Genomic DNA, 26,326 nt, shown 5'->3' with positions numbered 1-26,326 from the left:
GTGACAAGATTTTTGTCACAGTCCCTTTAACCTTAGTATATTTTTCTCTACTTGAATGGAAAAATTATAAGATTGGAGAAAACAATCGAGAAATTTGTTGTTTGAATAACAGCCAGTTAGACATTTCCTTCACTGTTTCAGTTGTCATTGGTGAACAATGTGTCTCATCTTCTTTGAACTGAGTAGCAAGCTCTTCTAAAAACTCAGGATCGTAAATGACAGCACTTGTTTCAAAATTCAATCGGTAGCTACGAATATCTTGATTTGCTGAACCTACCATGCAGATTTCATCATCCATTATTAATGTTTTTGCATGGAGGAAGCCATTCTCATAGACAAGGATCTGTACATTTTCCTTGATGAGCTGACGAGCATAATATTGTGTTGCTCGATAAATAAAAGGATGATCCGGTTTATTGGGGATCATGATTTTCACATCGACACCAGAAGCAGTTGCGATTTTCAAAGCAGCAATGACACTTTCATCAGGAACGAGGTAAGGTGTCTGTATCCAAACACGTTTTTTAGCAGAAGTAATCAATTTGATAAACGAAAGCTTGATTTGTTCTCGTTCGTTATTTGGTCCGCTTGAGACAAGCTGGATGGACGTATCAGCAAGTTTGGATTCATCTCGATCGGCTTTTTTAAAGAAATAATTCAAATGATAGCCGACCTTTTTTTCTTCAGACACTGAAACGTTCCAGTCTGTTAAAAAACGAAGTTGAAGCAAAGAAGAAGCAGCACCGAAAATTCGTATATGCGTATCACGCCAATAACCGAATTTTTTTGTCGTATTTACATATTGATTGGCAATATTGAAACCACCGGTGTAACTGATCTTTCCATCGATCACAACGATTTTTCGGTGATCATGGTAATTCAATCGGAAACGAAGCAATGCTTTTTGCGAGGTAACAAATGTATGGACATGTCCACCATTTTTGATTAGACGATTGAAATCTTTTGCTTTTGTGCCATGGGAGCCAAATGCATCATATAATATACGAACTTCTACGCCTTCTGCGGCTTTTTCTTCTAAAACGCGTAAGACTTGCTGACCGATATTATCTGTCACAAATGCGTAATATTCGATATGGATCGAATGTTTGGCTTTTTTTAGATCTTGAAGCAGTGAATCTAATTTCTTTTGTCCGTCTGTGAGAAGAGTGACAGAATTCATTCTTGTCAGCGGCATACGATTTAATGAAGAGAAGAAGTCGACAAATTGTTGTTTGTCTTTGTCGCCCATGTCAGGATCGTAATGTTCAATGGTATCTCCTCTAAAAGACTGAAAGTTTTCTAATTCTTTCAAGTCACTTTGTCGGAGATAGAATTTTTTCTTATCCGTTAATCCACGTCCGAAAAATAAATATAATACAAAACCCACCCCAGGAAGGGCAAACAATACTAAGAGCCATGCCCAAATAGCTGCTACATCTCGGGGTTTAATCAAGATCGCCACTAAAGCAATAAGTGCATTCAATAGATAAAGGGCGGATATAATACTAGATACCACAAAAATGTTCCTCCTTACATACAATAACATTAGTATAGCATGATAGAAGAAAGAAGCCTACCAAGGTGAATATACTTTTCACTCTTTTCATGAAAATGTAGGTAAATCGGGCTAAAGTAGTTGCTTTTTGTAGCTTAATAAGGTAGGATATTAGTACAGTTGAATATCTCCTTAGGGGAGTAACCGGCAACATTTTGTTGCGATAATATCAACAGTAAGTTAACCAAATGGTTTTCTGGTATTGTATGAAATGGTGAGACCTAAGACAAATGCGCATTTGTCTTAGGTCTCTTTTTTTTCAGACAGGACTAGGACCGAGATCAAAAAATGGGGGATGAAATTTGGAAAACAAGGAACAAGCACAACAAGCGGTCTATAAAGAAACGATCGATTCGTTGATGCAGCAAACGCAGAGCTCAACCGATGGATTGAGCACCACGCAAGCGAAGGAAAAATTAGAAAGAGATGGCTTGAACCAGCTAAAAGAAAAGCCGAAGAAGCCAACTTGGAAATTGTTCTTAGAAACCTTCAAAGATGCAATGGTTATCGTATTGCTGATTGTCGCACTTATTCAGATGGTCATGGGAGACTACATCGAATTCTTAGTTATTTTTGCAGTGTTGATGTTGAATTCTATCATCAGTGTTGTCCAAACAAAAAAAGCAGAAAGTTCTTTAGAGGCATTGAAAAATCTTTCAGCACCTGATGCTCGAGTGATTCGTGACGGTAAAGAAAAAACGATTCCGGCAAACGAACTTGTCGTAGGGGATATCGTGTTGTTAGACGCAGGCGATTATGTACCTGCTGATGGACGATTACTGGATGCAGGTTCATTAAAAGTAGATGAAGGCATGCTGACAGGAGAGTCGACTTCCGCAGAAAAAGAAGTAATGGATATCACAAGTACTGTTCCAATCGGTGATCGTACGAATATGGTATTCAGTGGAACAATCGTAACTTACGGACGCGGTAAATTCTTAGTGACTTCAACTGGGAACAATACGGAAATCGGACAAGTTGCTGGTCTTTTGGAATCAACAACTGAGCAAGTCACTCCGTTACAACGAGGTCTGGATAAATTCAGTAAAAAACTAAGTCTGGCTATTTTGGCATTATCTCTATTGATTTTAGGTATCCAATTGTTCCGTATTTATCTTGGAGAAGGTACAGGAGATATGACTGCAGATATCGTGAGTGCAGTGATGTTTGCCGTAGCCGTAGCCGTAGCTGCTATTCCAGAAGCATTACAGTCTATTGTAACAATCGTGTTATCTTTGGGAACGAATAAAATGGCGAAACGTCATGCCATTATCCGAAAACTTCCAGCAGTTGAGACACTTGGCTCGACAAGTATCATCTGTACAGATAAAACTGGTACATTGACACAAAACAAAATGACAGTTGTTGACTACTTTTTAGGGAATGGCGATACTGGAGATTTCACAAACGATCCTTCAAAGTGGACAGCTGACGAACGCCGTTTGATTGAAATCAGTGTCTTAGCGAATGATGCATCGATCAGTGAAGACGGTACTAAATTGGGCGATCCCACGGAAGTAGCGTTTATCGATTTTAGTGAAAAACTAAACCAGCCTTATCAGGAAATTCGAAACAACTACCCAAGACAAGCAGAACTTCCTTTTGACTCAGATCGAAAATTGATGTCTACTGGACACACGATCGATAACGAAAATTACTTATTTGTCAAAGGTGGACCAGATATCGTCTTCCAACGCAGTAAAAAAGTATTACTGAATGGCGAAGTTGTTCCGATGACGGATGAATTGATGAAAAAATTCCAAGAGCAAAATGAAGCTTTTTCAACACGCGCATTACGTGTACTAGCTTTTGCTTACCGTCCACTTGATAATTTTGATTTATCATTTGAAGATGAAGATGATTTGATCCTGGTTGGTTTGCTTGCTATGATCGATCCTCCACGTGCTGAAGTCACTCAAGCGGTGACAGAAGCAAGAAGTGCAGGAATCAAAACGATCATGATCACTGGTGACCACAAAACAACAGCTGTTGCTATCGCAAAACAAATCGGGATTTTTGAAGAAGGAAACTTAGCTCTGACTGGAACGGAATTAGATGAATTAACAGAAGATCAACTAAACGAAGTTTTAGAAAAAGTGACCGTTTATGCACGTGTTTCTCCTGAAAATAAAATCCGTATCGTTCGTGCTTGGCAAAATAAAGGTCATATCTCCGCTATGACAGGTGATGGCGTAAATGATGCACCAGCATTGAAACAAGCAGACATCGGGATTGCTATGGGAACTGGTACAGATGTGGCAAAAGATGCAGCAGCGATGGTATTGACGGATGATAACTTTGCTTCTATTGTCAGCGCAGTAGAAGTAGGACGTAACGTGTTTGATAATATCAAGAAAGCTATTTCTTATCTATTTGCCGGAAACTTAGGTGCGATCATTGCAATCATCTTTGCCTTAGTTGCTGACTGGTCCAATCCATTTACAGCATTACAACTGCTGTTCATCAATTTAGTCAATGACTCACTGCCAGCGATTGCATTAGGTACAGAAAAAGCAGAACCCGCTACGATGAACCGTCCGCCAAGAGATCCAAATTCAGGAATCTTTACGGACAAAACATTGATTTCTGTAACGTATCGTGGTGTACTGATTGGGATTGCTGTTATCTTCGCTCAATGGCTTGGCATGCAGCATTCACCTGAATTCGGTGTAGCTATGTCATTTTCAACATTGATTTGGTGTCGGACACTGCAAACATTCCCAGCACGTTCAAATACACAAACAGCTATCCAAGCAGGGTTCTTCTCTAACAGAAGTGTCTTACTAGCTGTAGTTGTATGTAGCGCGCTTTACTGCTTAACAATGATCCCAGGACTGAAAGAAGTCTTCTCTATCCCATCAGCATTTGGATTGACAGAAGTCTTTACATGTATGGGAATCGCTCTTGTGACAATCATCTTGATGGAAATCACGAAATTGATCATTGTACGAGTACAAGGAAATAAATAAAACGAATCAAGGAGGTAGTGACAGAAGTGGTCAGCTTCAAGAAATAAGAAGGAATGTACGAAAATTGCTTCTCAAATTTTTGTGGCATTTCGGCTTATTTCTGAAGAAGTTACTTCAGGAACACCGTGTATCAGAGGTTGTGAAAAAGCTGTCCTGCATCAAGTAATAAGAACAGACAAATAAAAATAGCTCCTCATGTTTTACGTTTGGTTGAGATTATTACCGCAGATGCAAGCTTTTGAACACCGTTTATTCGGAATAAGGGACTGTGACACGACGTTTGTCACAGTCCTTTTTTATTTATAATAGACGGAAAGTAAAACATTTTTTTATTCATCAAAAGAGATATAATAGATGAAAGAGGAGAATAATTTATTCCGAAAAGTGAAAAAATCTAACAAAAATCAAAAAGTAAGAGGGATTCAAATGAATGAAAAAGAATGGGATGATTTTGCGGAAGAATATTATGAAATCCAGCAAGAATCACAAACAACTATTGAAGAAGATGTAAGAGAATATCTGAAGTCGGAGAAAGTCCTGCCTGCTGAAATAGTAGCAGATGTTGCCGGAGGATCTGGCAGATTTATTTCTTTAGCAAAAGAAGTTAATCACTACGATTTGATCGATTTTTCTTCAGGAATGCTAGCAAATGCAAAAAAAGAAGCAGAGAAAATTGACTTGTCAAATGTTTCCTTTATCAAACGATCATTAGAAGAATTTATCCAATCCAGTGAGACATATGAAGTGGTTTTTACAGCAGCGAACCCAGCTTTGACACATCCCAATCAATTAGAAAAACTGATGAAAAAGGCAAGCAAATGGTGCGTGATAATGAGAGTAGTGGAATCAATCGATGATGTTTTTTATCCTATCGAAAAGCAACTAGGAATGATAGAAGAAGATCCTAATACAACCCCATTTATCATGGATCAATTTGAATCATATTTAATTGATAAAGGAATCAAAGTAAAGAAAAACGATTTTACTTATTTTGCACAGGAATCAATTACTGAAGAGTGGATGAAGATGTACTATGAAGATTACGCAAAAGATCCTGTTGTGACTAGATATATTCGCAAACTATTCAGTGAAAAACAAGAAATCATCAGTACGACTAGGTTGACCTATCGATTGCTTCTCTGGTCCAATGACAAAAAAAAATTCCCCCACATTTCGTGAAGGGATCTTTTTTATGCGTTTATTATATTTTGTAATAACGAATATCATTTTCAATTTTTGTAATCGAGAAAGGTACGTCTGATGTATATTCTGCGCTTTCTCCATGTTCAGGAAGCAATTCGCTGAAAATCATTTCATATTCGTCAACAGAGATTCGTTTTCGAGAATCCAGCATCTCTTGATGAGATTGTGCGAAGAGATATTCTTGATAGTTTTCCTCCAGATAACCTGTAAAAAATTCACTTACTGCACCAGAACCGTAGCTGAATAAACCAATGCGGTCTCCTGGCTGCAATGATTTCGAATTTTCCAGTAGAGAAGTTAGTCCAAGGTATAATGAACCAGTGTAAAGATTACCGATTCGTCGGCTGTAACGAATGCTTTCTTCATAGCGAGCCAGTAGCCGTTCTTGATTTCCTTCATCTGTTTGGTCTAATACGCTTTGCAATGCTTTTTTTCCCATCTTAGTATATGGGATATGGAAAGCAATCGCTTGATAATCTTCGAGTCCTCGACCCGATAATTCTTTATGTCGATTCCAAACTTTTTGGAACGATTCAATATACGTAGAATTAGACAAAGGTCCATCGACAACAGGAAATTCACTGTAATCTGGACGCCAGAAATCATAGATATCTTCTGTCAGAAATACGCTGTCGTCTTCGATCGATAAAATACGCGGATTTTGAGTGATCATCATCGCAACAGCACCGACACCTTGCGTCACTTCACCCCCGCTTGCCAAGCCGTAACGAGCAATATCACTTGCTATGACTAGTACTTTTCGTTCTGGATGATTTTTGACATATTCTTTTGCCATGTGCAAAGCTGCGGTGCCACCGTAGCAAGCTTCTTTTACTTCAAAAGAACGAGCAAAAGATTGGATTTTTAGTAAATGGTGGATAATTACCGCACTCGCTTTTGAATGGTCAATTCCGGATTCTGTTCCGACGATGACCATGTCGATTCGCTCACGGTCTTTTTCTGTCACGATCTTGCTGGCAGCATTTGCCCCTAGTGTAATGATATCTTCATTCGCACGATTGACTGCCATTTGGTCTTGACCAATACCGATATGATATTTTGCAGGGTCATCTCCACGGCTTTCTGCTAAATCTGTCATATCTAAATATAAATTAGGAATAAAAAAGGAAAGACGATCAATCCCTATTTTCATTTCAACACCTCTTTACTCATGATAAAAAACTTACTTTACTAAAGTATCATAAAAAGATTAAAAGAAATATAAAAAAGCGAATATTTAAGGATTGTTAAAATTTAATCTTATAAAAAAACAACTGGAACAAGAGCTATTTGTTTTTATAGCAAAGAATGGTATATTTTTGTAGGAGGTGGCTTACTTGAAAGAAGTCGTAATGATAGATGCTGCAAGAACGCCAATAGGAAAGTATCGCGGAAGTTTAAGTTCATTTACTGCAGTTGAATTAGGCACACTTGTGACCAAAGAATTATTAGATAAAACAAAACTGAAAAAAGATAAAATAGATCAAGTAATATTTGGAAATGTCCTGCAGGCTGGTAATGGTCAAAATGTTGCTAGACAAATTGCTTTGAACAGCGGTATCCCAGTGGATGTCCCTGCAATGACAATCAATGAAGTTTGTGGATCTGGTATGAAAGCAGTGATTTTAGCACGCCAGCTGATCCAATTAGGTGAAGCAGAGCTTGTGGTAGCCGGCGGAACAGAGAGTATGTCACAAGCACCTATGCTGAAACCCTATCAGTCAGAAACAAATGAATATGGCGAACCAATTTCCAGTATGGTCAATGACGGATTGACTGACGCATTTTCAAATACACATATGGGATTAACCGCAGAGAATGTGGCAACTCAATTTTCTGTGAGCAGAGAAGAGCAGGATCGTTATGCCTTGGCATCCCAGTTGAAAGCAGCTCAAGCTGTTGAAGCTGGCGTATTTTCTGAGGAGATCATTCCGGTCAAGATTTCTGCTGAAGACGTGTTATCTGAGGATGAAGCAGTTCGTGGAAATAGTACATTGGAAAAATTGGGTACATTACGTACAGTATTCTCGGAAGAAGGAACAGTAACAGCAGGCAATGCTTCTCCATTGAATGACGGTGCCTCAGTGGTGATCCTTGCATCCAAAGAATACGCAGAGAATAATAATCTGCCTTATTTGGCAACCATCAAAGAAGTAGCGGAAGTTGGTATTGATCCAAGCATCATGGGAATCGCTCCAATCACAGCCATTCAAAAATTGACAGATAAAGCAGGAATAGCTTTACCAATGATCGATCTTTTTGAAATCAATGAAGCATTTGCGGCTTCATCTATTGTGGTCAATAGAGAACTACAGTTAGATGAAGAAAAGGTCAATATCTATGGAGGAGCAATCGCATTAGGACATCCAATTGGGGCAAGCGGTGCACGGATTTTGACCACGTTAGCTTACGGATTGCTTCGTGAGCAGAAGAGATACGGTGTTGCTTCATTATGTATTGGTGGAGGTTTAGGCTTGGCAGTCTTGTTAGAAGCGAATACGGAGCAAACACGTGAGGATTTGCAAAAAAAAAAGTTCTATCAGCTCACGCCATCTGAACGGCGCAGTCAATTAGTCGAAAAAGGTGTATTGACACAGGAAAATGCACTGATTTTTGAGGAACAAACACTTTCTGAAGAGCTCTCAGATCACATGATTGAAAACCAAGTGAGCGAAGTGGAGATCCCAATGGGCATTGCACAAAATTTCCAAATCAATGGCAAGAAAAAATGGATCCCGATGGCTACAGAAGAACCATCTGTTATTGCAGCTGCAAGCAATGGCGCAAAAATCTGTGGAGATATCTGTGCAGAAACACCTCAACGGTTGATGCGTGGACAAATCGTTCTATCAGGAAAATCGGAGTATCAAGCAGTGATCGATGCAGTGAATCATCGAAAAGAAGAACTGATTCTTTGTGCAAATGAAAGCTATCCTTCCATCGTGAAACGCGGGGGCGGTGTTCAAGATATCTCTACACGGGAATTTATGGGAAGTTTCCATGCCTACCTATCTATTGATTTTTTAGTGGATGTAAAAGATGCAATGGGTGCCAACATGATCAACTCGATTCTTGAGAGTGTAGCAGACAAATTACGGGGATGGTTCCCTGAGGAAGAGATTCTATTCAGTATTTTAAGTAATTTTGCTACAGAATCGTTGGCTTCTGCCTGTTGTGAAATTCCCTTTGAACGCTTAGGGAGAAGCAAAGAAATTGGTGAACAAATCGCTAAAAAAATCCAACAAGCAGGGGAGTATGCGAAGCTGGATCCTTATCGTGCAGCGACGCATAATAAAGGAATCATGAATGGTATAGAAGCTGTAGTAGCAGCTACAGGAAATGATACACGTGCGGTAAGTGCTTCGATCCATGCCTATGCGGCAAGAAACGGATTATACCAAGGATTAACAGACTGGCAGATTAAAGAAAATAAACTAGTTGGGAAGTTAACGGTACCTTTGGCTGTGGCCACAGTAGGCGGAGCTTCTAATATCTTGCCAAAAGCTAAAGTATCCTTAGCTATGCTAGATGTTGATTCAGCCAAGGAACTAGCACAAGTAATGGCTGCTGTAGGGTTAGCTCAAAATCTTGCTGCTTTGCGAGCATTAGTTACAGAAGGAATCCAAAAAGGACACATGGGGCTTCAAGCTCGTTCATTAGCGATCTCAATTGGGGCAGTTGGTGAGGAAATCGAGCAAGTTGCGCAAAAATTACGTGAAGCAGAAAAGATGAATCAGCAGACAGCTATACAACTATTGGAAAAAATCCGGGAAAAATAAAAGAACAATATCTTTAGAGGAATAAAGCAAGATTTGCAGTTATTTTAGTTACTGTAGATCTTGTCTTTTTTTCTTTTACGAGAAAAATGTGTTCATTGTTAAAATATATTTCTAGCTATAATTAGGTGTGCGCACAAAATAGAAAAGAATGGAGAACTTATGAATAAGAAAAAATTTACTGTACTATTGTGTATTTGTTTCGGTTTATTTTTACTAGGATATAAAACACCAATGTCTTATGCACATATAAATGGTGGAGATTGGTCGGCACGTACATATAATCGGTATTGGATGAGTGAATTAAATGATAATGTACGTCTTTCAGAATTATCTATTCCAGGGACCCATAATTCAGCAACAGGAACGTTCTCAGGTATAGCAAGTGGATACGTAAAGAAACAAAGTATCGATATCCGCAAGCAGCTTGACAATGGAATACGTTTTTTAGATATACGTGCGCGTGCTATTGATGGTGCTTTTACGATGCATCACGACAGGTACTATCTAAACCAGAATTTCGGTGATGTACTTAATAAAACAGTGGCCTTTCTTCGTGACAATCCTGGAGAAGTAGTCTATATGAGATTGAAACAAGAATACAGTAGTGTAAATGACCATACATTCAACCATATTCTTAATACAAGATATTTACAAGATAGTCGTTGGAGAGATTACTTTTATTATGGAAATGCTAATCCGACTCTTAGAGAGACACGAGGAAAAATCGTCATTTTTTGTAATTTCTTGGGAAATAATGTCGGAATCCCTTATCCGTCAAGTTTTGATATACAAGACTATTGGAATCCAGTGAATCCAAATGATAAACGGTGGGCCGTCGAGCAACAATTCGACAAGGCACACCAAAGCAGAGGAATAAATGGTGTCAAATATATCAATTATCTAAGTGCAAATGGATTTTGGAATGGTGTATGGGGATACGCAGATGTAATCAATCATTTTTCTTTTTACCGGATAATAAATAGAAATATCAAACATACGGGAATCGTACCTATCGACTATCCAAGTGAGTGGCTCGTTAATTCCATCATCGATATCAATCATCGTTTATTGAAAGACCGTGAAAGCAAAGGGAAATACGATGGATATATCACTTCTATCCAATGTGAAGCAGATACCTCAAAAGTTGTGGATTGGAATCAAGGAAATAACAGAGGAATCATTTACCATAACGCTGGGAGTAGAAATCAAAAGTGGTACTTAGATTATGATGTTGCGAGTAAAGCATACATATTGCGAAGTCAACGTAACAGGGATCATGTGTTAGCAGAAAATAGTTCTTTTGGTATAGATGTAACGAACCAGCCAAGTATACAAAATCGTGCAAGATGGCGATTGTTATCGTCTGGGCTAGAGCATATGCTAGGAGATGTGTATTATTTGCAAAATGCTCATAGTAACCGAATACTAGAAGTAAGAGATGGCGTATACAACAATAATCAAGAATTGATTACTGCGCCAGTCGCTCATATACAAAGACAACGATTTGTGATCCATAGAGAAGATTGATAAAGAAAATCAATCATAGCGAATTCATTAATTGTTGATCATTAGTTATTTATTCAACGGAACGAAATAATAAAAAATACTATATGACTATAAAGAAACCGCTTGGCATTTGTTTAACCTACCAAGCGGTTTCTTATTCAACCAACGGATTAACTTCAACAGTTTCTACAGTTGAATGTTTCTATCTTTCCGCAATCGCTGTCGCTGCAAATTGTTCAATTAAAGGAATCAAAGCCAATTTGACTTTGTATTTTCGTTCAAGTGCTTTTTCGATGGCAAATTCATTTTCAGCAGTCATAGAAATAGTTGCTAACTTACGAGGTTCATCAGCATTTTTTTCATAAATAACTACTTCTTGTTCATTTTGTTCTGTGTAAAATTTAGGATACTCAGCAACAGCTTTTGAAAAATCAGCAAAACTTAAAGCGGCATTCGTATCAGTTGAGCGTGTATTTTCAGTTGTGTCCGCTTTTGGTTCTTCCACTTTTTCTTCTGGCACACTGACTGTTTCTTCTGTCACTGGTGTTGCAACGGCTTGTGCAGTTGGTTCATCGTTTTTCAAACGTTGATCATTCCAGTAAGATACGATCTCAATAAGAAGATTGTCACGGAATCGTTCGAAAATACCGTTTTCTCCTGAACGGATCCGCTTTAATACAGTATTGAAATTATCATCGATAGGCACATTGATTCGTGTATCTTCATTTGTTTTTCCAGCTAATCCGATCGTTAAGATTTGACGGTTTTTGGGATCAAGCATGACTTGTAATGGCAAACCATAACGTCTCAAGCTTTCATTTTCTAGAGAACGGAATAACTGTCCTCTTACACCATCCAATGAAGGACGGAATTGATTTAATAATTTTTGTTTCTGTTTTTTCTTCATATGTTCTCTCCTTCGCTCATACCCTTTCGATTATAAGAAAAAAAAAGCCAAATGAAAAGGAGTAATGCAAAAAAACTTGCGTATACGCAAATTACAACAGAAAAATTTGCTTATTTTTCCATTTTTTGAAAGAAAAATAAAAAAATGGAACAGGTTATGTGGATAGATAACCTGTTCCAATCTTTTTATTTTTTCGGTATCAAGGCAAAAATAGGTAACTCAGGTGAATAAATGACTTCATGTTCGTGCCAAGTTGTGACCATTAGTGAATGATTGAACCGTTTTTTCAGCTCTTCGATGATTTGATCATGTGTCCAGTTTCTTGCAGGGAAATGTTGGATCTTCTCTGCATCGATCAAAAAGACAAAATCGGAATGAAAAGTCTGAATGACGTCTTCCGAGAGAGAATTCAAGCGTTCGATTGGATCCATAAAATCACCTTTCGTCTTAGAATTGGGTAGTATCTGGGTCTTTTGCCTTGCCAACTACACCATCTAACTGATCAATTTGTTTCATTTCTTCTTCTGTCAATTCAAAATCAAACAGTTCAGTATTTTCTTTGATTCTGCTTGGTGTGACAGATTTAGGAAGAGGAAGGAATCCGTGTTGCAACGACCAACGTAAAGCGACTTGTGCGATCGTCTTGTCATGCGCTTCAGCGATTTGTTTCATTTCAGGGACATCGAAGATTTTACCAGTGCCTAATGGGCTATATGCTTCAAGGATCATCTCATGTTTTTTTGCATACTCAACTACATCTGGCTGCAATTCACCCGGTGCAAGGAAAACCTGATTGACCATTGGCATGATTTTTGCTGTTTTAGCAAGTGTATCTAGATGGTGGGGCAAGAAATTGCTCACACCGATTGCTTTGATTTTACCTGCTTCATACAGTTCTTCAAATGCACGCCATGTATCTGCGTTTGCTTGTTCCCAATTATCACGAAAAGCAACTGGATTTGGCCAGTGAATCAAGAACAGATCTACATAATCTGTTTGAAGTTTCTTTAATGATTCTTCAAAAGAAGACATCACAAGTTCATAACTGTGATTGGCATTCCATAATTTTGTTGTTAGGAAGATCTCTTTTCTAGGAATGCCACTTTCCTTAATCGCTTGGCCGACACTTTCTTCATTCTTGTATCCTTGGGCAGTATCGATATGGCGATAACCTGCAGCCAGTGCTTCTTTAACAGAGGAAACAGCGACATCCCCATCAGGTGTTTGCCATGTGCCGAATCCTACTACTGGAATTTCGTAACCATTTGATAGACGATACGTGCTTGTTAATGAATTCATACTTTCAGCTCCTTTTTTATTCGTTCATCTATAAGTTTAGCGCATTTTCCAAAAAAAAGAATCCATTTTGTTTCTACTATTGAAATTTTTGTTTAAAAGAAAATGATTTTGATTCTGGTATTTTTGATTTTTTTTCCGTAAACTAAGACAGAAGGGAATGAGGAAATGGATATCTATTTAAAAAAAGCAATCCTGCATATTATTGACAGAGAGACGGGTTCGCCGGTCTTTTCGCAAAAAGAGCTGGATCTGACAAAAGAATATATTCGTGATTTTCTTCAAAAGAAAATCCAAAAAATCTCTTCTGCCCAAACGAAAACTGGACAATTGGCAGAAGAAAGCATGATCGTTGAATCACTTAAAATCGCTCAAGAAAATTTTGTGGAAGCAAGTGAAGCAATCGTTCAGCGATGGTTCGATATTTACCAAGAAAGTGAAGAGGCGCCAAGTGCAGATGTATTTGTCGTTTTGTATGAATTAGATACAGTGATGTACTTATCTTTATTGAAAGTCAATTATCGTGAGGCTTATACGCATTTTGTTGAAGCAGACGAAGTAGGAATTGACAACCGTTTGATTTTGAACCGAGCAATACTAGGCGCGAAAACACAAAAAGCAGATGAAGCCTTCGCGGTGAACTTGTCCGATTGGACCTATGAATTGATTGAAAAAAAATATGAGTTTTCCGGTAAAAAAGAGCTTTATTTTTCTGGAAGAGTGATCGAAAGTGTTCCTGCACCTTCTTTAGAAGAAAATGTAAAAGTGATCCAAAAAGTAGCCAAGCATCTTGGAAAAAAATTCGAGACAGAAGAATTTGATATCATGGCTGATTTAAAAGAAGCTGTCTATGACACGATAGAAGAAAAAGGACGGTTGGATCATGAGATGATCGCAGAAAAAGTCTTCAAGGAAAACATTACGGCAAAACTGGCTTTTAAAGAAGAAGTACAGGAACAAGGGTTTGTCCCAGAAGCACCTCCTGTAAAAGAAGTACAAGAAATTTCTGAGAAAAAATTTGGAAAACAAAAATTTAAACTATCAAACGGAATCGAACTGATTGTACCAGTCGATGTGTATCGCAACCCAGATTTGATTGAATTTGTGAATAATCCAGATGGTACGATATCTGTGATGATCAAAAATGTGGATGAAGTATTAAATCGTTTATAAAAGTGACTGGAACATTAGATGTTCAACTACCGATGTTTAGTTGAATGAATGGTCCATGAGAAGGATCTGAAAAGACGAATATAACAAAAAAAGAGCGTGAGACAAAAGTAAAGAACACTTTTGTCTCACGCTCTAAAAACGTATAAACGCTTCTGTCCCATCCTCTTTTTATCTAATAAAATTTTAAGACCATCGATTATTGATCGATTTTTTCTGCCGCATTTTTAGGAACTTCAGAAGCTTTTATTTCTTCCCAGCTTAATACACCTTTACGAGGATTGACTTTGAGTTTAAGATACGCATTCATCTTTAATGGATGTTCTCTTTTTTCGCGAAGCGTCACTTGTTTTTTTTCTCCATCTTTATTATAAGCCGCTTGCTTGTAGGTATAAGTCGTGAATTTCTCTCCGTTATCTGCTTGGATAGCTGATATTTCGCCATTCGTCGTGATTTTTGTATAATAGGCTTCACCGCCGTAAAAATAATGATAAGCTGCAAAACTTCCGCCGAGAAAGATGCCTAAAACGACAAGTACGCCAATTAATTTTTTCATGTACTTCACCTCTCCTCTTATTATTAACGAAATAGAAGATTTCGTCTATTGAAAGTTGTTGGCGACAGCTGAATTTTAAACTTTTCCTCATTTTGTTCTTATTGCTTCAAAAGAAAGGTAAGGACTAGCTTGAAGCTTTTCTCAAAAAACACAATTTTTTATTTATAAAAGGTACTTTTTTCGTGTGTAAGATAGGCGAGTGCTCTTAGTTGACTTTGACCAATTTTGACGTATAATAAGCTTAGTTCGAATCTTACAAAAAGTAAGCCGGACGTATTCTTTTTGATTTATTCAAAAAAAGACTATAATAAAAAAGTGAGAGCTGAAATCCTTCAGTGATCTATATTATTTAGGAGGTTTGTAAATTATGGCAAAAGAACATTACGACAGAAGTAAACCACACGTTAACATTGGTACAATTGGACACGTTGACCATGGGAAAACTACTTTAACTGCTGCGATCACTACAGTATTAGGCAAAAAAGGCCTAGCAAATCCTCAAGACTATGCTAGTATTGATGCAGCTCCAGAAGAACGTGAACGTGGAATTACGATCAATACCGCACACGTAGAATATGAAACAGAAAAACGCCACTATGCGCATATCGATGCACCAGGACACGCGGACTATGTGAAAAACATGATTACAGGGGCAGCCCAAATGGATGGTGCCATCTTAGTCGTTTCTGCAACTGATGGTCCGATGCCTCAAACACGTGAACACATTTTGTTGTCACGTCAAGTTGGTGTAAAATACCTAATTGTTTTCTTGAACAAAGTAGATTTAGTCGATGATGAAGAATTGATTGATTTGGTAGAAATGGAAGTTCGCGAGTTATTGAGCGAATATGGTTTCCCAGGCGATGACACTCCTGTGATCAAAGGTTCCGCATTAAAAGCATTGCAAGGCGATCCCGATGCTGAAGCTGCTATTATGGAACTGATGGATACAGTGGATGAATATATCCCAACGCCAGAACGTGATACAGATAAACCATTACTATTACCAGTGGAAGATGTTTTCTCCATTACAGGACGAGGAACTGTTGCCTCAGGTCGTATTGACCGCGGTGCTGTTCGTGTCGGTGATGAAGTAGAGATCGTAGGGATCAAACCTGAAACACAAAAAGCAGTTGTCACAGGTGTAGAAATGTTCCGTAAAACGTTAGATTACGGGGAAGCTGGAGATAACGTCGGCGTACTGTTACGTGGTATCCAACGGGACGATATCGAACGTGGACAAGTACTTGCTAAACCAGGTTCCATTACTCCACATACAAAATTCAAAGCTGAAGTGTACGTGTTGACCAAAGAAGAAGGTGGACGTCATACACCATTCTTTAACAACTACCGCCCACAATTCTACTTCCGTACAACTGACGTTACTGGAACAATCACGTTACCAGAAGATACAGAAATGGTCATGCCTGGTGACAATGTGACGATTGATGTTGACTTGATCCACCCAATCGCTGTTGAAAACGGAACGACCTTCTCGATTCGTGAAGGTGGCCGTACAGTAGGTTCAGGTATCGTTACAGAAATCGAAGCATAAGAAACGCGACTCGAATATTTTGGCAATGAAAAATGTTTAAAATGAAAAAGCGGTCAAAACAGAAATCCTGTTTTGACCGCTTTTTTTGTTCTACAATTGTACAATAAGAGAGGGTAGGAGCCGTACCTCACGCTTTGGTTCAGTCTCTTTTATTTATACTGTGAGTGTTTCCTTACAATACGCAGTTTTTAGTACTTTCTTCGTATCCATTTTTTCAAACCACTTATTCGACCTTGTGTCTGCTCAACTGGCGCATTATCAATAATCAGCAAGGCAATCATAACGTATGCAATCCAGCTATCTCGCGAATATAGGGTGTAGCGTGAGACCCAGTTCGTAGCGTACTTGCTTTTGTATTCTCTTAATCCATGGAAAGAATAAAAATGAGAGCCAAACTCGTAAACCAAGTAAGCAATTCTTTCCTGTAAAAAACTCTTTCTGGAAGTACCAACATTTGAAAGAGGGGCCATCCCTAAATTGAACCATTGGATATGTTCTTCTTTCATATAAGCAAACAAATGCAGGAACAAGAAATCCATACTGCCGGAAGGTGCTTTTTTGGGATCATATCGCATCAAATCGATCGTTCCTACTTTGTTGTTCGTGTAAGTAGGCATGATCGTCGCAAAAGCGACAATTTCTTCTTGAGTATTTTTGACTACAGCAATAGGCGCTCTTTGTAAATAATCTTCAGAGAAAAAGCCTAAAGAAAAACCTTTTTCTTTTCGTGAACCCAACCAATTATCAGAAATATTTTTGAAAATACTCATTTGCTCAGCAGAAAATGGCGGTTGTAAGACATCAAATGTAAATCCTTCTCGTTCAATTCGGTTCAAGACAGCCCGAGTGCCCTTCATTTTTTTCCCTGATGTTGTAAAACTATTCAGGTCTACATAAGCTTCTTCCCCCATTTTAATGAAGTCATAGCCGAATTCATGCAAAATCATAACGATCTCTTCGCTTGTTTCGTAGAAAACAGGTAAATAACATAATCGGTCTGTCTCTTCGATGAAAGCTTCAATTGCTTCTGGAAAATCTTCTTTCTTACCAGAAGGATCGCCCATTACGACGCATTTATTATTGAAGCAAGCGAATTGGAGAAGCACAGTTGGTTCACCGTCTTTTTCGTAGACAAACATCCGCTTGTCTTTTAAGAAGATCAATTGACTGTCGGAGTTTCCTCCATAAGTTGTGAGGATCTTCAGTGCCTTTTCTTCATTAAAGGCTTCGCCAATCTGTTTCTTTTCTCCTTGAAGAAAATGGACAAATAGAACGATCATGAAACTAACGGCGATAATGGCCAACAACCCTGAAAACCAAATCTTTTCAGAAGGGAATAAGAAAAAGGAAATAAAATGGTGACGCCGATGTGGAAAATCAGGCAGATTGTATACACCAATAACAATATAAAGCAATGTCAATGCACCGATAATGATTCCGTCGATCGTACGCCATTCCCACGAATAGATGAGTTGTTCCCGAAACAGTTCGTTTTTGGACGCAAGAATGATCAGAAACAGAATAGACAAGAAAATCACCGGTGTGAAGCTAAAATCGCTTAATAAAACATAAAATAAAGCGAGTGCGATCAAGAAAATTGTAGGCAGATAGGCTCGTTTTACGCGTGCAGCGATCCCTCTCCCCATAACAATCAAAAGAAATCCTAATAATATACTAGGAAACTGGATAATAAAGTGGAATTTCAATGGGTTCAAACTATGAAGCCAGCGAAACTCTGTAAAAGCTTGCGGAATAGTGGCAGAAAGTACCAACATGATTCCAGAAAAGTATAAAAGTACAACCACGATTTTATGCGCGATTTCTGTTGCTAACTGCTTAGGGATACCTGAATAACGCTGATCAAAAGTGGAACCGATATTTTTGAAGAAAAAGACGATTCCAATCAAAAACGGAATGATGTAGTAGAACAGACGATAAAGCAAGATCCACACAACGACTGTTTCTCTTGGCACACCAATAGCAGATAATCCGATAATCATCATCACATCGAAACTGCCGATCTCGCCAGGAATCATAGACACGATCCCTATCACTGAAGCAGCAATGAATAACGGAATCGTTTGCCACAGATCGATTCGGATTTCCATTAGGTAACCAACAGAAAGGAAACTGAACAGGACACCAGACCATTCCAATAATGAAACAAGCAAGAGCTGTCCTTGCGTTTTAAGTGAGGTACCACCAAGGAATCCTTTCTTTTTGAAAGTAGTGAATAAAAAGACAACAGGAAAATACAGACCACCGCCAATCAGCCATATCCAATATTGCTTCAAGAAAGGAGCGACTGGTGTGAAGACTACAAGTAAAAAAGAAAGCAGACTGTAAATAGAAAGTCCAGCCATCAAAAACAAGAAAACTTTCGATAATGCTTGGATCACGTTTCTGCTCTCTTTCTTTTGTCCATATAGTTCAGAGCGAAGCCCCACACTAACAAACCCGCCGAAACCGGCAATATTGTTGATTGTATTGATCAGCCAGCTTGTCTCAAACAAGTAACGAGGATTCTGCTTTTGTTCAAGCATCCGATTCAAAATAATATCATAACCAATCATAGGTAACACAGAGACAAGACCAATCAACAGCATAAGTCCGCTTTTCCAAATAGGTATAGTGGCAAACGTTTCTCCTAATTGCTGGATAGATAGAGTTTTACCGATGGACATCAATTCACCGACAATAATGACAATGACAGAAATCAAAAAGATTGTTTTGAACAGTCCTAGATGGTTTTTCAGCCATTGTATGGTAGTTTTTAACAAATAAATCACCTTCTATTCCTAATAATTATGTTTCAGAAAGAAATTGAAGAACTTCTCGGTTGAAGCGTTCAGGATCTTTTCTAGCTAATTCATGTCCTTGTTCTTTTACAAGTACAAAAGAAGCTTTTGGTATAGTTTTAGCTATATACAGAGAATGTTTCAGCTTGATTACATCTTTTTTTCCTACAATAATTAATGTTGGGGAGTTGATTTTTTTTAAATCATTTTCTGTAAGGCCGATATCATGTAGCAATAGTTTAATAACTAACAGATTTTTGCGAAGGCTTGGGCGAAATAAAGAGAGCAACCATACCCATGCATAATGAAAATTGCTGATGACTCTGGCAGAAAAACGAACACCTTTAACTAGCGTGTTTCCAGAATTTAAAATCAGTCGATGAACTTTTTGAGGAAAGCTGCTAGCAAATACCAATGCCAAATTTGCGCCATCACTAAATCCAAGAAAATCTGCCTGATTGATTTTTTCTAGCAACATAATCGTATTCAGATCCTCAGCCATCAAATGAAAATTCAATATAGATGCTTCATTTGTTGAACGGCCATGTCCTCTGCTGTCTACTAGATAAACGGTATAGTAGCGTTCAAGTACGGGAACCTGTTCTGAAAAAAAGCGGCCGCTGCCATCATTGCCATGCAGTAAAAAGAGTGGGAAGCCTTGACCACTCTTTTCATAATAAATTTTGCTCCCGTCTGACATTTTTGCATATTTCTTTTCTTTTTTCACATAATCACCTACTGTGTAAAGTATAACGATTATAACAGTCATTGGGCAATTGTTTTTACTGAAAAACAACGATCATTTTCGTAAGATGATAAAAAACACAGGAAAATTCATTTTTTCTTAAGGTGTACACAGAATTTAAGGAAGAAATAGCCAAGAAGATAAAGAAATAGTAAGATAAAAAAGATGTCAAAATAACTAGGTGATGAAATGAAGCGAAAACGATTATCTATTATCCGTATTCTTTTTTACATGATCATTCTAACGGTCATTGGTGCGGTGTTGTTTTTAGGAGGAAGAACTTATCGCTCGGTAAAACGGGTGGAAAGCTATCAAATAGAAATAACGACAGCTGCAAAAAATTATCATATGGAAGCATACGAAAAATTGATCAAGGCAATAATCTTGACCGAATCAAAAGGAAAAGGCACAGATCTCATGCAGAGTTCAGAGAGTTTGCATGGAGAAGCCGATGTCATTGATAATCCAGCTGACAGTATTGATCAAGGGGTCAAATATTTGGCGGAGATGATAATGGAAGCAAAAAAACAAGGATGTGACCTGTGGACTGCTGTCCAAGCGTATAATTTTGGGAAAGATTATATTGCCTATGTAAAAAATCATGGCGGAGAAAACACAGTAGAACTAGCAGAAGCGTATTCTAAAGATGTGTTGAGCCCACTTTTAGGAAATGAAGAAGGAAAACAGTACCGCTATTGGCGGATCCAGTCCTTGCTTTACAACGGCGGCTATCTCTATCATAATGGAGGTAATATGTTTTATCCTGATATTGTCAAAATGAATGAAAAAATAATAGAGACTTACGAAAAAGTCTTTAAATAAACGAGTAGGAAATATCCAAACATAATAAAATGAGCTGAAAGAAGGAGTGCGCAAATAGTGGAAAAAAGGCAAAAAATGGAAAATCAAAAAGTGGGGTACACAACCAAAGATTGGATGTTGCGGTTTGTGAAGGGAATGTTTATCGGTTCAGGATTTATCTTGCCGGGGGTCAGCGGGGGTGCATTAGCAGCTGTTTTTGGCATGTATGAGCGACTGATTTCTTTTCTAGCCCATATCACAAAAAATTTCAAAGAAAATGTTTTGTTTTTCCTGCCTGTTGGTCTAGGCGGAGTGACAGGCATCTTTTTACTTTCTTTTTTAGTCAGTTTTTTATTAGGGGCGTATGAAACAACAATATTGTGGTTTTTTGTTGGGTGTATCGTCGGAACTGTTCCTGCGTTATGGAAAGAAGCAGGAAAAAAAGGACGAGATACTTCTGATGTAATCATCATGGTTGTTACTTTTGTTCTGGCTTATTTGTTTTTATTATACGGTGCTCGATTATTTGATGGACAAGTCGATCAGAATTTTGGGACTTGGCTGATCGCCGGCGGATTGATTGGTTTAGGTATGATTGTCCCAGGATTGAGTCCTTCTAATTTTTTGGTATATATGGGATTGTACAAAGCGATGGCTGACGGATTTAAAGAAGTTCGGTTTGAAGTCATCTTGCCGATTGGAATTGGTGGGGTTCTTTGTGTCCTTGGCCTGTCAAAAATCATGGATTATATTTTCTCAAAGGCATACAGTAAGCTATTCCATTTTATTTTAGGCGTCGTTTTTGCTTCAACGATTATGATCATCCCTACTGATTACGCGGGATTGGGAGTCGCTGGAGTGCTAGCTTGTCCTGTTCTTTTTGTAGCTGGTACAGCACTAGGATGGTGGATGAGCCGTTTGGAAGAACAATATAAGTAAAGATAGTTCGATAATAAAAAACAACACACGGGTGATTCATACAAAAAAGGTCAGCATCTTTTTCGTAAGAATCATTCGTGTGTTTTTCTATAAATTTTATAAAAACAAGTTGTTTTTAATCTTGGAACACGCTAGACTTAAACACGTGATTATTTTTGAAAGTTGGCGGAAAATGGAGAAAAAGAAAATGAATGGACTTACACAGCAAGAAGTAGTTCAGAAAATGGCTTCTGGCCAGCAAAATGACTACCAGGAAGATGCATCAAAAAGTACAAAGCAAATATTCAGCGATAATATATTGACGTTATTCAATTTTCTGAACTTTGGTATCGGAATTTGTCTGTTATTTGTAGGTGCTTATTCCAACATGGCGTATTTAGCAATTATTATCGTAAATATCGTTATTGGAATTTATCAAGAAATACATGCAAGAAATCTTGTACGAAAATTATCGATTGTTTCCCAATCAGAAGTACTAGTGATTCGGGACGGTAAAGAACAATCGATTTCTACTAAAGAGCTGGTATTAGGAGATTTGGTAAAGATCGGAGCTGGAGAACAGATACCAGCCGATTTGCAGGTCATATCAGGACGGGCAGAAGCAAATGAAGCTCTTTTGACAGGTGAATCTGACTTGATTGTCAAAGAAGCTGGAGCTGAATTGCTTTCTGGGAGCTTTTTGACAAGTGGTTCTGTCATGGCTGAAGTCATCCGAGTAGGGGCAGATAATTATGCTGTCCGCTTGACTAGCGAGGCAAAAACCCACAAAGCTATTCATTCTGAACTTGTAGATTCGATTCGTAAAGTATCCAAGTTCACTAGTTTCGTGATTATTCCTTTAGGGATCATACTATTTTTGGAGGCACTGTTCATTCGCGATGCTTCTATCAAGATTTCAGTTATTGCCTCTGCAGCAGCTTTGTTAGGGATGCTTCCAAAGGGATTAGTATTGTTGATAAGTATTGCGTTAACGACAGGTGTAACAAAACTGGCAAAAAAACGGATTCTTGTTCAAGACATGTATTCCATTGAAACACTTGCTCACGTCGATACATTATGTTTGGATAAAACAGGAACCATTACTGAAGGGAAAATGAGTATCCAGCGTGTAGAAGCATTACATCCGCTGTATGAAAAAGCTATTCCAGAAATTATGGGAACGTATCTTGCAGAAAGCAGTGATAACAACATCACCATGCGGGCGATGAGAGAGTATTTTGAGCTTTCTAATCGTTATGATGTAACAAACAAAGTCGCATTTTCTTCTGATCGCAAATGGGGTGCGATGGAGTTTCCAGAATTAGGAGTCGTATACGTAGGAGCACCTGAACGCTTGGTGGAAGAAGAGCGGCTGCCAGATAGTCTAAAAACAGCTCAAGCGAATGGCTATCGCGTCCTTATGTTGGGGATTGCTCCAAATCAGCAATTAAACGAAGAAACCCCCGCGTTTGTTGAGCCAGTTGCTCTGTTTGAAATCGATGATCCAATCCGAAAAAATGCGCCAGAAACACTAGCTTATCTTCATGAGGAAGGCGTTGACCTGAAAGTAATCTCTGGAGATAATCCATTTACTGTCTCCAATATTGCTAGACGTGCAGGATTACCGAATTATGATGCGTATATCGACCTTTCTCAGATTACTGAAGAATCGGACGTGCGAGAAGCCGCGCATCAATATACCGTTTTTGGTCGAGTGAGTCCTCAGCAAAAGAAGTTACTGGTAAATGAATTAAAAGATAGCGGCAGAACGGTTGCGATGACAGGTGACGGCGTGAATGATGTTTTGGCATTAAGAGAAGCAGATTGCAGTATCGCCATGGCAGAAGGTGACGGAGCGACACGTCAAATTGCTAATCTAGTATTGTTGGACTCTGATTTTACGACATTGCCAGAAGTCCTGTTTGAAGGACGTCGAGTAGTCAACAATGTGACGAAAGTCTCCGGTATCTTTTTCATCAAAACGATTTATTCTTTTATTTTATCGATTATCTGTGCCGTTACAGCTATTGGATTTCCATTTATCCCTATCCAGATTACGCTGATTGATTTGGCGATTGAAGGGTATCCTTCCTTCTTTTTATCATTTGAACAAGATAAACGCAAAATCACTTACCGTTACTTGCCTACTGCACTTATCAACGCTTTGCCGAATGCCTTGCTTGTAGTAGTGAATATCATAGCAGTGTATCTACTTGGAAAAACGTTCGCGTGGGGAAGTAGTGAAACCACTACGTTGATGTATTACTTGCTAATTGGAATCAGCTGCATGGCAGTTGTAAAAGCTTGTTATCCTTTCAACCCGTTGCGAATATTCTTAGCAGTAACAACAATCGTAGGGATATATGTAGCTGCGATGCTGTTCCACGGAATTTTGGAAGTAAACTTAGGTTTAGGAGAAACCATAGGATACTTCGTTATGTTCATGATCGTAAATATTGTCCTTCGATTATTGTACTGGAAGGCTGATATTCAAAATCAGCTACTGAAAAGAGTAGCAAATTGATGCTTAATTAAATAGAAATGTGTTATACTTGAAAAAGAATTGAAATATGATACAATCAAACATGTATAATTGTGTCCTTTAAAATCGCACTGATTTCAGTTAGTGCGATTTTTTACCGGTTATTCTCCTGAAATATCTTTTGTTAAAACGAAAAGATATCAATAAAGCAGGGGGTGGAAAAATGGCTCAACGGATTCCTCAAGAAGTTATCGAAACGGTACGCAGTCAAACGAATATCGTTGAGGTGATTGGACAATATGTCCAATTGAAAAAGTCTGGTAAAAACTACTTAGGGCTGTGTCCTTTTCATGAAGAACGCACACCATCCTTCTCTGTTGCAGAAGACAAGCAGATCTTTCATTGCTTTGGTTGCGGTAAGGGCGGAAACGTGTTTACTTTTCTTCAAGAACTAGAAGGACTGAGTTTTCCAGAAGCAGTGATAAAAGTAGCAGATTTCGAACAGATTCCGTTGGAAGATCAATGGCGTCAGCGAACGTTAGCTGTACAAAATCCTGAATCTGCTACAGGAAAATTGATTGCTGCTCATGAAAAAGCAGCGGAAATCTATCATCACATGCTGTTGCATACAAAAGCGGGACAGCCAGCCTTAGAATATTTGCAAAGTCGTGGGTTGTCTTTAGAATTGATTGAAGAATTCAATATCGGCTTTGCACCTAATGAACGCTCGTTTCTTCAGCAAGTCTTCAAGAATGAATCATTCTCAAATGAATTGTTAGAACGTTCTGGATTGTTTGTCGCACATGATGATGGCCGTATGTCGGACCGTTTTTACCAAAGGGTGATGTTTCCCCTTCGTAATCCTCAAGGCCAGACAATCGGGTTTTCAGGACGCTGGCTTGCACCTGAAAAAGGGCAGGAAAAAGATCAGCCCAAATATTTGAACAGTCCGGAAACAGAATTGTTCAATAAAAGACAAGTGTTATTTAATCTTGATAAAGCAAGAAGCGATATCCGAAAAAATGGAGAAGTCTTGTTGTTCGAAGGTTTTATGGATGTGATTGCTGCATGGCAGGCTGGTATCAAAACTGGATTAGCTTCCATGGGAACAAGTCTGACAGCTCAACAGATCCAGCAAATGGAAAAACTGACGAAAGAACTGGTTTTTTGTTATGACGGAGATAACGCAGGTTTTGAAGCAACCAATCGAGGGATTGAATTGCTTCGGCAAAATAGTCGTTTAGGACTTTCGGTCGTAGTCGTTCCAGAAAAGCTTGATCCTGATGAATATCTCCGTAAGTATGGGGAAGCATCTTTTCAAGAATTAGTGGCTCATGGGCGTGAAACAGTTTTTACTTTTAAATCACGTTATTTGAAACAAGGGAAAAATTTAGAAAATGAAAAAGACAAAATCGAGTACCTTGAAGAATTATTAGTTGAACTTAGCCGAGTCGTTTCACCAATTGAACAAGATATGTATTTATCGCAGCTGTCCACAGAGTTTCGGGTCAGCAGAGAGACGATACAAAAACAATTGCGTGAGCTCCGAAGAACAAATCAGCAAAATCGTCAAGAACCTCAGGAAAACCAGCATACGCAGACCAAGAGACAAGAAACTGCACGGAAGAAGAGACCGTTGACGCAGGTAGAAAAGGCAGAGCAGATTCTGTTGTACCGCGCATTTAAAGAAGTTTCTGTCCGCAATATTTTAAAAGAACGAGAATTTCAGTTTATCCACGACGCATACGCAGAAGTTTATTTTTTATTCGATGCATATGTCTCACAACATTATGAATTCAACCTTGCAGAGTTTTTAGACTTTTTGCAAGATGAAAATTTAAGGCGGTTGGTGGTGGAGATCGAATATTTACCGGTGGCAGAAGAAAGTTCGCCACGGGAAATCCAAGACTTGCTAGATGTGATCAGCAAATCTGGCTTAGCTGATGAAATAACATTAAAAAAACAAATGCAGCAAGAAGCCAGACGTACTGGGAACAAACAGCTTGAGCTTGAATTGACGATCGAAATCATCAATTTAACGAAACAGTTAAAACAAGCCAAATAGCTACTCAAGGGGGGCCTTCTT

The 26,326-nt window shown here is 38.5% G+C and carries 18 protein-coding genes; 10 read left to right on the top strand and 8 right to left on the bottom strand.

Annotation, left to right across the window (positions count from 1 at the left end; translation table 11 throughout):
• Window positions 1-64: 64 nt before the first annotated feature.
• Entirely contained in the window at window positions 65-1,546 is a 1,482-nt protein-coding gene (gene cls, locus AC1F25_RS05765; protein ID WP_002348259.1) for a cardiolipin synthase, read from the bottom strand.
• A gap of 311 nt (window positions 1,547-1,857) precedes the next feature.
• Here cls and AC1F25_RS05760 point away from each other — a divergent pair, with 311 nt between their 5' ends.
• Window positions 1,858-4,524, top strand: a complete 2,667-nt coding sequence (locus AC1F25_RS05760; protein ID WP_002316153.1) for a cation-translocating P-type ATPase — start codon at window positions 1,858-1,860, stop codon at window positions 4,522-4,524.
• A gap of 426 nt (window positions 4,525-4,950) precedes the next feature.
• The gene (locus tag AC1F25_RS05755) at window positions 4,951-5,703 is read left to right on the top strand and encodes a class I SAM-dependent methyltransferase (protein ID WP_151668737.1); all 753 of its coding nucleotides are present in this window, start codon (window positions 4,951-4,953) and stop codon (window positions 5,701-5,703) included.
• A 22-nt stretch (window positions 5,704-5,725) separates the two neighbouring features.
• Here the strand turns inward: AC1F25_RS05755 and AC1F25_RS05750 are convergent, their stop codons facing one another.
• Window positions 5,726-6,880 (bottom strand): hydroxymethylglutaryl-CoA synthase, encoded by a 1,155-nt coding sequence (locus AC1F25_RS05750; protein WP_479994323.1) that lies wholly within the window; start codon window positions 6,878-6,880, stop codon window positions 5,726-5,728.
• A 184-nt stretch (window positions 6,881-7,064) separates the two neighbouring features.
• Here AC1F25_RS05750 and AC1F25_RS05745 point away from each other — a divergent pair, with 184 nt between their 5' ends.
• Both AC1F25_RS05745 and AC1F25_RS05740 read left to right on the top strand, forming a co-directional pair.
• A complete protein-coding gene (locus AC1F25_RS05745; RefSeq protein ID WP_080491747.1) occupies window positions 7,065-9,506 on the top strand; it encodes a hydroxymethylglutaryl-CoA reductase, degradative in 2,442 nt (813 codons plus the stop codon).
• A 159-nt stretch (window positions 9,507-9,665) separates the two neighbouring features.
• Complete coding sequence (locus AC1F25_RS05740) at window positions 9,666-11,033, top strand: phosphatidylinositol-specific phospholipase C domain-containing protein (RefSeq protein ID WP_479994322.1); 1,368 nt, start codon at window positions 9,666-9,668, stop codon at window positions 11,031-11,033.
• A 181-nt stretch (window positions 11,034-11,214) separates the two neighbouring features.
• Here AC1F25_RS05740 and AC1F25_RS05735 read toward each other — a convergent pair whose 3' ends face one another.
• From AC1F25_RS05735 to AC1F25_RS05725, 3 genes are all read right to left on the bottom strand, one after another.
• Complete coding sequence (locus tag AC1F25_RS05735; RefSeq protein WP_151668739.1) at window positions 11,215-11,919, bottom strand: hypothetical protein; 705 nt, start codon at window positions 11,917-11,919, stop codon at window positions 11,215-11,217.
• Window positions 11,920-12,104: 185 nt separating this feature from the next.
• Window positions 12,105-12,350 carry a hypothetical protein gene (locus tag AC1F25_RS05730; protein ID WP_002309626.1) on the bottom strand — a complete coding sequence of 82 codons (246 nt, stop codon included), beginning with the start codon at window positions 12,348-12,350 and terminating at the stop codon, window positions 12,105-12,107.
• A 16-nt stretch (window positions 12,351-12,366) separates the two neighbouring features.
• On the bottom strand, window positions 12,367-13,218 hold the full coding sequence (locus AC1F25_RS05725; RefSeq protein WP_002309625.1) for an aldo/keto reductase: 852 nt from the start codon (window positions 13,216-13,218) through the stop codon (window positions 12,367-12,369).
• 165 nt (window positions 13,219-13,383) lie between these two features.
• Here AC1F25_RS05725 and AC1F25_RS05720 point away from each other — a divergent pair, with 165 nt between their 5' ends.
• Window positions 13,384-14,388, top strand: a complete 1,005-nt coding sequence (locus AC1F25_RS05720) for a nucleoid-associated protein (protein ID WP_002290131.1) — start codon at window positions 13,384-13,386, stop codon at window positions 14,386-14,388.
• Window positions 14,389-14,584: 196 nt separating this feature from the next.
• Here the strand turns inward: AC1F25_RS05720 and AC1F25_RS05715 are convergent, their stop codons facing one another.
• Window positions 14,585-14,941 carry a YxeA family protein gene (locus AC1F25_RS05715; protein WP_002309624.1) on the bottom strand — a complete coding sequence of 119 codons (357 nt, stop codon included), beginning with the start codon at window positions 14,939-14,941 and terminating at the stop codon, window positions 14,585-14,587.
• Between the two features lie 367 nt (window positions 14,942-15,308).
• Between AC1F25_RS05715 and tuf the strand changes: the two genes are divergently transcribed.
• Window positions 15,309-16,496, top strand: coding sequence for an elongation factor Tu (gene tuf / locus AC1F25_RS05710; RefSeq protein WP_002289463.1), 1,188 nt, complete (start codon window positions 15,309-15,311; stop codon window positions 16,494-16,496).
• 188 nt (window positions 16,497-16,684) lie between these two features.
• On the opposite strand, the gene mprF is transcribed toward tuf, so the two are convergent.
• Window positions 16,685-19,276: a bifunctional lysylphosphatidylglycerol flippase/synthetase MprF gene (gene mprF, locus AC1F25_RS05705; RefSeq protein ID WP_002313892.1), complete on the bottom strand. Its 2,592-nt coding sequence runs from the start codon at window positions 19,274-19,276 to the stop codon at window positions 16,685-16,687.
• A gap of 25 nt (window positions 19,277-19,301) precedes the next feature.
• Window positions 19,302-20,063 carry an alpha/beta fold hydrolase gene (locus AC1F25_RS05700; protein WP_002313891.1) on the bottom strand — a complete coding sequence of 254 codons (762 nt, stop codon included), beginning with the start codon at window positions 20,061-20,063 and terminating at the stop codon, window positions 19,302-19,304.
• 165 nt (window positions 20,064-20,228) lie between these two features.
• Between AC1F25_RS05700 and AC1F25_RS05695 the strand changes: the two genes are divergently transcribed.
• From AC1F25_RS05695 to dnaG, 4 genes are all read left to right on the top strand, one after another.
• Window positions 20,229-20,861, top strand: a complete 633-nt coding sequence (locus AC1F25_RS05695; RefSeq protein WP_002320675.1) for a lysozyme family protein — start codon at window positions 20,229-20,231, stop codon at window positions 20,859-20,861.
• 57 nt (window positions 20,862-20,918) lie between these two features.
• Entirely contained in the window at window positions 20,919-21,779 is an 861-nt protein-coding gene (locus tag AC1F25_RS05690) for a DUF368 domain-containing protein (RefSeq protein WP_002309619.1), read from the top strand.
• A 187-nt stretch (window positions 21,780-21,966) separates the two neighbouring features.
• Window positions 21,967-24,282, top strand: coding sequence for a cation-translocating P-type ATPase (locus AC1F25_RS05685; protein WP_002344126.1), 2,316 nt, complete (start codon window positions 21,967-21,969; stop codon window positions 24,280-24,282).
• A 181-nt stretch (window positions 24,283-24,463) separates the two neighbouring features.
• On the top strand, window positions 24,464-26,305 hold the full coding sequence (gene dnaG, locus AC1F25_RS05680; RefSeq protein WP_002320677.1) for a DNA primase: 1,842 nt from the start codon (window positions 24,464-24,466) through the stop codon (window positions 26,303-26,305).
• Window positions 26,306-26,326 lie beyond the last annotated feature (21 nt).

This window comes from Enterococcus sp. M-BR2 (assembly GCF_056612775.1).
Note: the sequence above shows the minus strand (reverse complement) of the source record. Positions and strands in the feature narration are given on the sequence as shown.